A 9,694-nucleotide genomic window follows, 5' to 3' on the forward strand; every position below is an offset into this window, starting at 1 on the left:
GTGATTATCGATGATTTAATGTATATGGCCATGGACCAGAGAGAAGCAAACTTATTCTTTCACTTGATTAATCATTTGTACGAACGAAGTTCGATCATCCTGACTTCAAATAAAAGTCCAGATGAGTGGGGTAATTTAATTGGGGACCAAGGGATTACAACAGCTATTTTAGATCGCTTACTTCATCGTGTGGAAGTCATCCATGGAGGTGAAAACGAGGAAAGTCATCGCATGAAAAACCGGAAAAGCATTTTTTCAGCAGAAGTGTAAAAAGGAAACGAGCAAAAAGTGTAAAATTCAACTTGACGTCTACAAATGGATACTTCATCTTCTTTTTATCCGTTATATCTACTACAACAACATGTTCTTGATCTGTTGAAACCCAGAGTACACGTTGTAGAGATTCTTGATTTGAATCTATATCAATTAACTGAAAAATCATATTTTCAACAATTAGCAAATTTATCTACTCCTATCCTATATCTTTTTTTATAGTCTGATTTTCTAGACTGAATATTTGTAATGGTTTTGATTCTTTGATAGGTATGGTCATATCTGTACTCCACTTTTTGTTTGCAAGCATATATTGGAGAATAAACATACATGATCCAGCTTCTAACCCATATTCTTTATCACATCTTAAGCAGATTTTGCTAATAGAGTTCTTACCATCGTCTAATGTAATTTCCTTAAAAAGGGGTTTGCTTACTAGATCTACAAGTTCTTGATCAATTCCTGGTCTAGTGTCTAAATACCTTGCCTCACACATCCATTCCACGTTTTTGATCAGGGTTTTAGGAAGTTTTTTTTCAGAAACAATTTCCCAGTTAATCCCCTGCTCAGTAAAAAACCGTCTTTCAATTTCAAATAACTCCAATGTTCGATTATCAAGTTTATTAGCAGGCTTAACAGTACGAACAACGTCTATTAAGCCATTGGAGGTCTTTAATGTAATTACAAAATCTGTTGTCATCACTACAGAATTTTCATCAAGTTGTGCATGTTTTATACCTAACTGTTCCGCAATCTCCTCTGTTCTACTCAGTGGTAAAAGAGGAAATTGTTCTCTTATATCAACAACTTCATCCAGCCATTCTAAAAAATATAGATAATTTCTTTCATGATTAGATAAGGTATGATATATTCGATTGGTTTTCCAGCCTAGATGACGAGTTAACCAACCTTTGGAAGCTACTTTATTATCGTGTGCTTGAATAAAAGGTTTGTAGTCCTCACCTGTACCTTGACCATACCCATTTTTTATTCGGTTTTCTTGAAATTTAGCAATACGGCTACCTCTCTTTGACACAGGTACCATCTCCTTTCACGATGAAAAACTGATAACGAATCCAAAAATAACTTCATAAAATTCCTCAAACAAAAAGCTCCTCACCCTATTGGGGAGGAGCTAAAAAAAACAGGATATTTAATTGGCGAATGATCAAAAGTTTTAAACATCTTTTTCACCATTAGATTTATTTTTATTTTTATCCTGTACTCTTTAAATGAATTTTATTCATAAGAGTGGTTACAAAGGCCAGTTACCAACATTAATGTTTAGTTACCAACTATAATGTCTAGTTACCAACATTAATGTCTAGTTACCAACTATAATGTCAGTGAACAATTTGTTAATGATTGTATCTCGGCTTACTCCACTGTAACCGACTTAGCCAGGTTACGCGGCTTATCTACGTCACATTCGCGATGCAGCGCAGCAAAGTAAGAAATTAATTGTAATGGTATAACAGAGATAAGAGGTGTTAATAATTCATTCACTTCCGGGATGATGAAGCTGTCTTCTTCTGTTTCCAGCCCTTTCATGGAAATGATGCAAGGGTTTGCTCCGCGGGCAACTACCTCTTTTACGTTTCCGCGAATGCTTAAGTTAACACTTTCTTGCGTTGCCAAGGCGATGATTGGGGTACCATTCTCGATTAAAGCAATTGTTCCATGCTTCAATTCTCCGCCGGCAAAGCCTTCCGCTTGAATATAAGAAATTTCCTTCAGCTTAAGCGCACCCTCAAGGCCAACATAGAAGTCGATTCCGCGTCCAATGAAGAATGCATTGCGGGTAGTTGAAAGGAATTTGCGCGAAATTTCCTCGAATTCTTCCTTCGCATCACAAAGAACTTCCATTGCATTTGCAACTATGCCAAGCTCCTGAACAAGGTTAAAGTCCAGTTCCAATCCGCGGCTCTTAGCTGTAACTTCTGCAAGAATAGATAATACAGCAATCTGGGCTGTATAGGCTTTAGTAGAAGCAACCGCGATTTCAGGGCCGGCATGAAGCAATAACGTGTAGTCCGCTTCACGGGATAGAGTTGAACCTTGAACATTTGTAATCGTCAGTGCCTTATGTCCCATTTCCTTTACATTTACAAGCACAGCACGGCTGTCTGCTGTTTCACCGCTTTGTGAAATGAAGATAAATAGCGGCTTCTTTGAAAGCAATGGCATGTTGTAGCCAAATTCACTTGAAATATGAACTTCAACTGGAATCTGCGCCATTTTTTCAATGAATTGCTTTCCAACAAGTCCTGCATGATAAGAAGTACCAGCTGCAATGATATAAATGCGGTCAGCATCATTCATTGCCTCAACGATTTCCTGGCTGATTGTTAACTCGCCCTGGTCATTTTGATACTTCTGGATGATTTTGCGCATAACTAAAGGCTGCTCATCGATTTCTTTCAGCATATAGTGAGGATATGTTCCTTTTTCAATATCGCTTGCATCCAGTTCAGCAGTATACGGATCACGGCTGACTTCGTCGCCACTCAGATTCTGAATCTTGACCTTATCCTTAGTAACAATAACGATTTCTTTATCCATTAATTCTACATACTGATCTGTAACCTGAAGCATAGCCATTGCATCAGATGCAACTACATTGAAAGTTTCGCCTAATCCAACCAGAAGAGGGCTCTTGTTTTTCGCAACAAAAATCGTTTCATTGTTTTCAGCATCCAAAAGGGCGATTGCATAAGAGCCCTTTAAAAGTGTCAGCGTTTTGCGGAACGCTTCTTCAGTATTTAATCCCTCGTTCACGAATAATTCAATCAGCTGAACGATGATTTCTGTATCAGTATCACTTTTAAGGGCAACTCCCTGCAAAAATTCACGCTTTAAGATGTCATAGTTTTCAATTACACCATTATGAACCAGCGTGAAACGGCCGGAATTACTTTGATGAGGATGAGCATTTACTGTGCTTGGAACCCCGTGAGTAGCCCAGCGAGTATGTCCAATCCCTGTGTTCGCCATAACATCTTCGTCAACAATATTGCGCAAGTCAGCAATACGGCCTTTTTCTTTGAAAACTTGAACGCCATTATCATTCATAACCGCGATGCCAGCTGAATCATAACCTCTATATTCAAGCTTTTCCAAACCTTTTAATAAAATCTCTTTCGAATCCTGATTTCCAATATATCCAACGATACCACACATAACTTCTTTTCCTCCTAAAATGAAGGGGCAAGAAGCCTTTTCGGGGCAATCTTGCCCCTTATCTCTGTAATTTTTTATAGCTCCAGCGCCAAGCAAGGCGCTTCCGCTTTTCTAATTAGCATTCCCTTCTCTTTGTCCATTCAGTTGCCTAAATGTTTTAAAGAAAGAATTGTCGGTTGTGCTTTCAACCGGGAGGCATCCGCCGATCATTCGATAAACCTCCTCCTCGTCAACTGATCCTTTTCGGTCTGGATCAGTTCAGGCGCTATTAAATGGCAAAATTTTTCCTATCCACCTTTCTTTTTTGAATACTTGAATTTGTATTATGGAATACAAAAACAGGATTATCATACATCATAGCTCCACAATCCGTCAACTAAAAACATAGGTAGCCACTCTGCCGCCATTTGGGTATTTCCTTATTCTGAGGCAGTAAGCTTCCATATATAAAAATATGCATAAGGGAGTTAATGAGTTCCCTTATGCATATCTGTCTGCCTTATTCTTTCAAGCCCATTTCGCTCTCTACAACAGCTGCAATGCGTTCCACATAAGATACGCACAGTTCACTCGTTGGTGCTTCAGCCATTACTCTCACAAGCGGCTCAGTACCGGAAGGACGGACAAGAATCCGGCCATTTCCTTTCATTTCTTCTTCAACCTGTGAAATCACTTCTTTAACCTTTTCATTATCAGTTACGTGATGCTTGTCTGTCACACGGATGTTTACAAGCTTTTGCGGAAACTTTTGCATCTCTTTTGCAAGTTCGGATAATGGCTTCTTCGTTACTTTCATGATATTTACCAGCTGAAGTCCTGTTAGAAGGCCGTCGCCTGTTGTAATGTAATCCAGGAAAATAATATGTCCTGACTGTTCACCTCCGAGGTTATAGCCATTCTTTTTCATTTCTTCAACAACATAACGGTCACCTACTGCAGTCTGAACGCTCTCGATGCCATTAGCTTCAAGTCCTTTGTAGAAGCCAAGGTTGCTCATAACAGTTGATACAACAGTATTATGCTTTAGCCTTCCTTGTTCCTTCATATATTTTCCGCAGATATACATGATCTGGTCACCATCTACGATATCGCCATTTTCATCAATGGCAATCAGGCGGTCGCCGTCTCCATCAAACGCCAAGCCCACATCCGCTTCTTTTTCCTTTACAAATGCAGCAAGTGCTTCTGGATGAGTAGATCCTACCCCTGCATTAATATTTAATCCATTAGGCGAAGCTCCCATCATGGATAAATCTGCATCAAGATCAGCAAATAAGTGCGTAGCCAGCGGAGAAGTGGCGCCATGTGCACAATCCAATGCAATATGTATGCCTGAGAAGTCCTCGTCCACTGTTTGCTTTAAGTACTGCAGATATTTCTGGCCACCTTCAAAATAATCATTCACTTGTCCGAGATTGGCGCCTACTGGCCTAGGGAGCTGATCCTCAGCCATGTCCATTAATTGTTCAATTTCTGCTTCCTGATCATCTGAAAGCTTAAAGCCATCTGGGCCGAAGAATTTAATCCCATTATCCTCAACAGGGTTATGAGATGCAGAAATCATTACTCCAGCTTCAGCACCAAGTGCCTTTGTTAAATAAGCAACCCCAGGAGTGGAAATGACTCCAATACGCATAACTTCTGCGCCAATTGACAATAGCCCTGCTACTAAGGCCCCTTCAAGCATATGGCCGGATATTCGGGTGTCCCGTCCGATTAATACCTTCGGACGGTCATGGTCTTTTGTTAGTACATATCCTCCAAAACGGCCTAGTTTAAAAGCCAGTTCCGGTGTTAATTCACTATTTGCAACTCCACGTACTCCATCTGTACCGAAATATTTTCCCATTTTTCCTGATCGCTCCTTCTTGCTTTTAAAATCATCTATATTAAGTCTCTTCTTTTTGCGTTATGGATACTGATGCTTTTCCAACTGTTGGCTTAGATTCAGCTCCTTCAGGCCCATCAACATTAACGGTTACTTCATGCTCCCCTTCTTCAAGGTTCGTCAAGTCCAAGAACACGTTAAAATCATTGGCATTCAGCCTCTGAACTACACTGCTTTTTCCTGTAACCGTTATGCTTGTCCTTCCGTTAGCCGGAGCTTTTAGTACAGCATCAAATCCATCGGATAACCCAACCAGATTGATTGGGAGATTTGAAAATGTTTTCGTTTCCTTCGTTTCCTTCGTTTCCTTCGTTTCCTCTGTTTCCTGTCCTTGTGTTTCTTCGGCTGGTTCTTGCTGGGCTGGCTCTTCCTCTTCTTCTGCTGCCTCTTCTGTCACACTGACATCTACAGATGCTTTCACTGTCTTCGGATTAACCTCGGTAATGCCATCCGGAATGATTACGGGAAGCGTAAGCACAGTATCTTCTTGGACCCGGCTTACATCCACTTCCACTCTAACACTTTCTGTCTCATTTAAAACATCTTCACTGCCCGCAATGGAAGCCTCTTTGACATCCAGCTCGATAGAATCTATTGCAACTCCGTTTTGCGGATCCCCTTTTCGGACAATTGTGATAGGAACTGTTTTGCTTAACTGCTGGACAGGCACGGTTACTTTAATCACTTGAGGTTCAACAATAACATCAAGTTTATTCATTTCTCGGTCAAGTACCCTAATGGTTGCTTCCTCCGAAATAGTCTCAGTCACTGGGCCCTTTAAATCCAGGGTTGCTTTAACAAAGCTTATTCGATCAATAACTTCTTTGGCTCCAGTGATCATGACGGTATTAGGCTCTGCTATAGCAGCTTCAGCTGAATAGCCATCACCTAAAAGACTTTTATTGAATTCAGCCTCTACTTTAAACTCTTGCGTTACTTTTTCATGAATCGTGACATCTGCATATTGAGGTTCTATTGTAACCTTTAGCTTGTCGGAGATATCCCTGATTTGGAACTCAACTCTTTCAGATCCTACCTCTGCATTCGATAAGTCGACATAGACTTCAAAGTTTCTTAGTGTTTTAGCCTGCTGGAGATGGCTTTTAGGGCCATCTAATGTTACATCAACTGTATCAGGGATGCCTGTGACCACCAGATTTTCTGTATCATAATAGCTTTTCACTGGAACATTCTCGATTACTTCAGTATCCTGCTGTCCGGGAACATTTACATCTTTTAACTCTTTATCGGCATCGTACACAGAATCAAAGAGAAACAGCGCCAATATCAAGGCAACAATTTTCATAAACCAGCGGGTATCGACAAGTCTGTCAATGAGCTTATCCATTCTTTTTTCCCCTCCAGTTCCAACGACCTGAAGAAGTCTGCTTTATTTTATATTGTGTAAGCAATTCATTTGAAAGCATTTCTTTAAAAGCATCGGATTTTAAATCCCGATGCAGTTCACCATTTTTCGTTAATGAAACGCTTCCTGTCTCTTCCGAAACAACGATGGTGATACTGTCGGTTACTTCACTAATTCCTAATGCCGCCCGGTGCCTCGTGCCAAGCTCCTTTGAGATAAAAGGACTTTCGGACAGCGGCAAGTAGCAGGCTGCTGCAGCTACACAATTTTTTTGAATAATGACTGCTCCATCATGAAGCGGCGTGTTTGGAATAAATATATTAATAAGAAGCTCGGATGAGATTTTTGAATCTAGCTGAATGCCCGTTTCAATATAATCGCCCATTCCTGTTTCCCGTTCAACTGATATTAGTGCACCAATCCGGCGTTTAGCCATGTAATCTACTGCTTTTGCAATAGATTCAACCAGTTTCTCCTGATCTTCCTCCTCCTGATTTGCGCTCCGTGAGAAAAACCGCCCTCTCCCCAATTGCTCCAGCGCTCTTCTTAACTCCGGCTGGAAAATGATAATGATGGCTAAGAATCCCCATAAAAGTACTTGTTCCATCATCCAACCTAACGTTTGCAGGTGGAACTTGTCGCTTGCTACTTTAACAAGGATAATGACAAAAATCCCTTTTAGCAATTGGACAGCCTTCGTTCCTTTGACAATCATTATAAGTCTATAGATGACGTACCAAACAAGGAGAATGTCTATTGTATTAGCCAACAATTTCAAAATAGAGAAATCTGCAAACGACATTGTCCTTCCTCCAAATATATATTTCAAAAGCAAATTGCTTAAAGTTCAAAATATCACATTTATATGTAACTTTCATATTATATCATATTTAAAACCATTTCCAATTTCGAGACAACGCATAAAAGCTGGAAAATGAAATTTTGATGATATATTAAGAATCCCTGCTCTAAAAAGGCAGGGATTCATTTCTTTTTCTTTAATTTTCTTTCTCCGAATCATCTGCATCAAAGACATTGACAATATCTTTTGATGCCTTTTTAATATGGTACCAGATCCATTCAAAAATAGCATTTACTTCTTCAATTTCTCCTGTTACTTTTCCTGCGGAAGCCATGTATTGTTCTCCATTGATGACCGTAGCATTTCCATCTATTTTACCCTGAATTTCCAAGTTCCCATTTTTCACAACCACATCGCCTTTGACAACTTCACCTTCCGGCACAATAACCTTGTCATTTTGCACTACAAGATTTGGCTGTTTAGAAACCGACAACTGGTGGTCCTGATCCCAGGAGGAAACCAGGCTGCCCATCATCAAGACGAGAAAAAGAGATGCTGCAGTTAAAAGCGGACGCTGCCTGAACCATCGCTGAACACCCACTTTGCGTTTTTCCTTTGGAAGCTTCGCCATCACATTTGCTGTGAAATTATCTGGCGCCTGTATATGAGAAGTGCTTTGGACTAAAGCTATTGTCCTTTTCAATTCATGGAAATGATTTTGGCAATCTTCACAGTTTTGCAGATGTTCCCTTAATTCCTTTTCATGTTCGGCTGAGATCTCTTCATCTAAATACTCATGCATATAAAGAATAATTTCTGCTGGACATTTCAAAGTTCTCACCCTCTTTATTAAACATATCGTAATTGATTTCTAAGTGCTTCCCTGCCCCGGTGGATCCGGGTTTTTACCGTTCCCAAGGGAAGATCCAGCGTTTCACTGATCTCGTTTAACGATAACTCTTCAATGTACTTCAGTACGATAACTGAACGGTATTTTTCCGGAAGCTTGGATATCTCCCTCTGTATCGTTTCCTGCAGTTCCAGGCTTACCACATCTTCTTCTGGCAGCCTTGTATCTGAAGCAATTTGAGAATACATATTCAGGCCATCTGTTCCGGCTACCTCTGCGTCCAAGTAATAATCCGGTTTTTTCTTCCTGATCCTGTCTATGCAAAGATTAGTGGCAATTCGATATAGCCAAGTGGAGAATTTCAACTCAATATTAAAGCTGCTGATGTTCACATATGCCCTTAAAAAAGCTTCCTGAGCAATATCCTCCGCTTCATGCCTGTTTCCCAGCATCCTGTAACAAATCTGAAAAACCTTGTCTTTATATATTTCAACTACTTCAGCATAGGCATCCTGGTCGCCTTTTAATACTTGTTTAATTCTTTTCTTTACGACTGTCTCCATTTTTTTACCTCCGCTCCACTGCGGCTAATCGATATTACGAATCGATAGCGGAAAAGGTTTCATTTTTTTATAAAAAAACATTCAATTTCTATATTAACAAATTTTTACTTCTTCTGGTTAAAAAAATGTAATCAGGGGTATAAAAGTACTAAAATTACAAAAAGGGGTGGTTACGGTGTGTGCTAAAGAATTGTTAAGAGCTATTGAGGAATGCCGATCAGAAATGGTCCAGCTTGCATCTGCTACTTCTTATACAAATCACCGTGTAGTAAAAGCCAGCAGCAAACTTGACCAGCTTCTAAATAAATACTATACACTAGCAGCAAAAAAACGAGCAGAACTCGAATAAATCGGTTCTGCTCGTTCTTTTAGTTTTTGGCTGTGTTAAAGCTTATTGTTGATTTTAGCACCTGTTGATTGGAGCGGAAGGCACTAATCCCGCGAAAATGCTAACGCATTTTCTTACGGCGCGGTGTTCATTCGAGGAAGCTTATTCAATGTCCTGCGGGAGAAGCGTGTCAGCGGGAGACCCCGCAGGTGCGAATGCACCGAGGAGCGTCGGACCGCCCGCTGAAAGCTTGAGTGCCTCGTGCTGAAATCAACAGGCAAATTTAACAGAGCCTAGTTTTTAAAGAAGTTTTTCTCCAAACAATGAACCCATAAGAGCTACAGCTACTGTGGCCGTTTTATTTTTATCATCCAAAATCGGATTAACTTCTACAAATTCTGCCGAGGTTATAATTTGTGACTCGGCAAGCATTTCCATTGCCAG

General features: G+C 40.2%; 9 protein-coding genes and 1 pseudogene. 2 read left to right on the forward strand and 8 right to left on the reverse strand.

From position 1 onward, the window contains the following. Positions 1-270: pseudogene (gene istB, locus L634_RS0127140) on the forward strand (IS21-like element IS643 family helper ATPase IstB); the annotation flags it as partial. A gap of 202 nt (positions 271-472) precedes the next feature. On the opposite strand, the gene L634_RS0127145 reads toward istB, so the two are convergent. The 7 genes from L634_RS0127145 to sigW form a co-directional block, all read right to left on the reverse strand. Continuing rightward, positions 473-1,309 (reverse strand): heteromeric transposase endonuclease subunit TnsA, encoded by an 837-nt coding sequence (locus L634_RS0127145; RefSeq protein ID WP_026585113.1) that lies wholly within the window; start codon positions 1,307-1,309, stop codon positions 473-475. Positions 1,310-1,650: 341 nt separating this feature from the next. Next, complete coding sequence (gene glmS / locus L634_RS0127150) at positions 1,651-3,453, reverse strand: glutamine--fructose-6-phosphate transaminase (isomerizing) (protein ID WP_026585114.1); 1,803 nt, start codon at positions 3,451-3,453, stop codon at positions 1,651-1,653. 499 nt (positions 3,454-3,952) lie between these two features. Next, positions 3,953-5,302: a phosphoglucosamine mutase gene (glmM, locus tag L634_RS0127160; protein ID WP_026585115.1), complete on the reverse strand. Its 1,350-nt coding sequence runs from the start codon at positions 5,300-5,302 to the stop codon at positions 3,953-3,955. Positions 5,303-5,342: 40 nt separating this feature from the next. Beyond that, positions 5,343-6,689, reverse strand: a complete 1,347-nt coding sequence (locus L634_RS0127165; RefSeq protein WP_026585116.1) for a CdaR family protein — start codon at positions 6,687-6,689, stop codon at positions 5,343-5,345. Beyond that, positions 6,682-7,509: a diadenylate cyclase CdaA gene (cdaA, locus tag L634_RS0127170; RefSeq protein ID WP_026585117.1), complete on the reverse strand. Its 828-nt coding sequence runs from the start codon at positions 7,507-7,509 to the stop codon at positions 6,682-6,684. Before cdaA ends, L634_RS0127165 begins: the two co-directional genes overlap by 8 nt. 196 nt (positions 7,510-7,705) lie before the next feature. After that, positions 7,706-8,341 carry an anti-sigma factor family protein gene (locus tag L634_RS0127175; protein ID WP_026585118.1) on the reverse strand — a complete coding sequence of 212 codons (636 nt, stop codon included), beginning with the start codon at positions 8,339-8,341 and terminating at the stop codon, positions 7,706-7,708. Positions 8,342-8,358: 17 nt separating this feature from the next. Continuing rightward, positions 8,359-8,922: an RNA polymerase sigma factor SigW gene (sigW, locus tag L634_RS0127180; protein ID WP_026585119.1), complete on the reverse strand. Its 564-nt coding sequence runs from the start codon at positions 8,920-8,922 to the stop codon at positions 8,359-8,361. 175 nt (positions 8,923-9,097) lie between these two features. Between sigW and L634_RS33120 the strand changes: the two genes are divergently transcribed. Then, positions 9,098-9,271, forward strand: coding sequence for an aspartyl-phosphate phosphatase Spo0E family protein (locus L634_RS33120; protein ID WP_084029038.1), 174 nt, complete (start codon positions 9,098-9,100; stop codon positions 9,269-9,271). 279 nt (positions 9,272-9,550) lie between these two features. On the opposite strand, the gene L634_RS33650 is transcribed toward L634_RS33120, so the two are convergent. After that, positions 9,551-9,694: arginase family protein (locus tag L634_RS33650; RefSeq protein WP_198029839.1), on the reverse strand; the 144-nt coding region annotated here is incomplete at its 5' end.

This window comes from Bacillus sp. J33 (assembly GCF_000518885.1).
In the GTDB taxonomy this organism is placed as follows: domain Bacteria; phylum Bacillota; class Bacilli; order Bacillales; family Cytobacillaceae; genus Cytobacillus.

What these genes read in the sequence shown, in the direction of transcription:
- cdaA (WP_026585117.1), bottom strand. Translation starts at nt 7,509, where the DNA reads ATGTCGTTTGCAGATTTCTCTATTTTGAAATTGTTGGCTAATACAATA.
- L634_RS0127165 (WP_026585116.1), bottom strand. Translation starts at nt 6,689, where the DNA reads ATGGATAAGCTCATTGACAGACTTGTCGATACCCGCTGGTTTATGAAA.
- glmM (WP_026585115.1), bottom strand. Translation starts at nt 5,302, where the DNA reads ATGGGAAAATATTTCGGTACAGATGGAGTACGTGGAGTTGCAAATAGT.
- sigW (WP_026585119.1), bottom strand. Translation starts at nt 8,922, where the DNA reads ATGGAGACAGTCGTAAAGAAAAGAATTAAACAAGTATTAAAAGGCGAC.
- glmS (WP_026585114.1), bottom strand. Translation starts at nt 3,453, where the DNA reads ATGTGTGGTATCGTTGGATATATTGGAAATCAGGATTCGAAAGAGATT.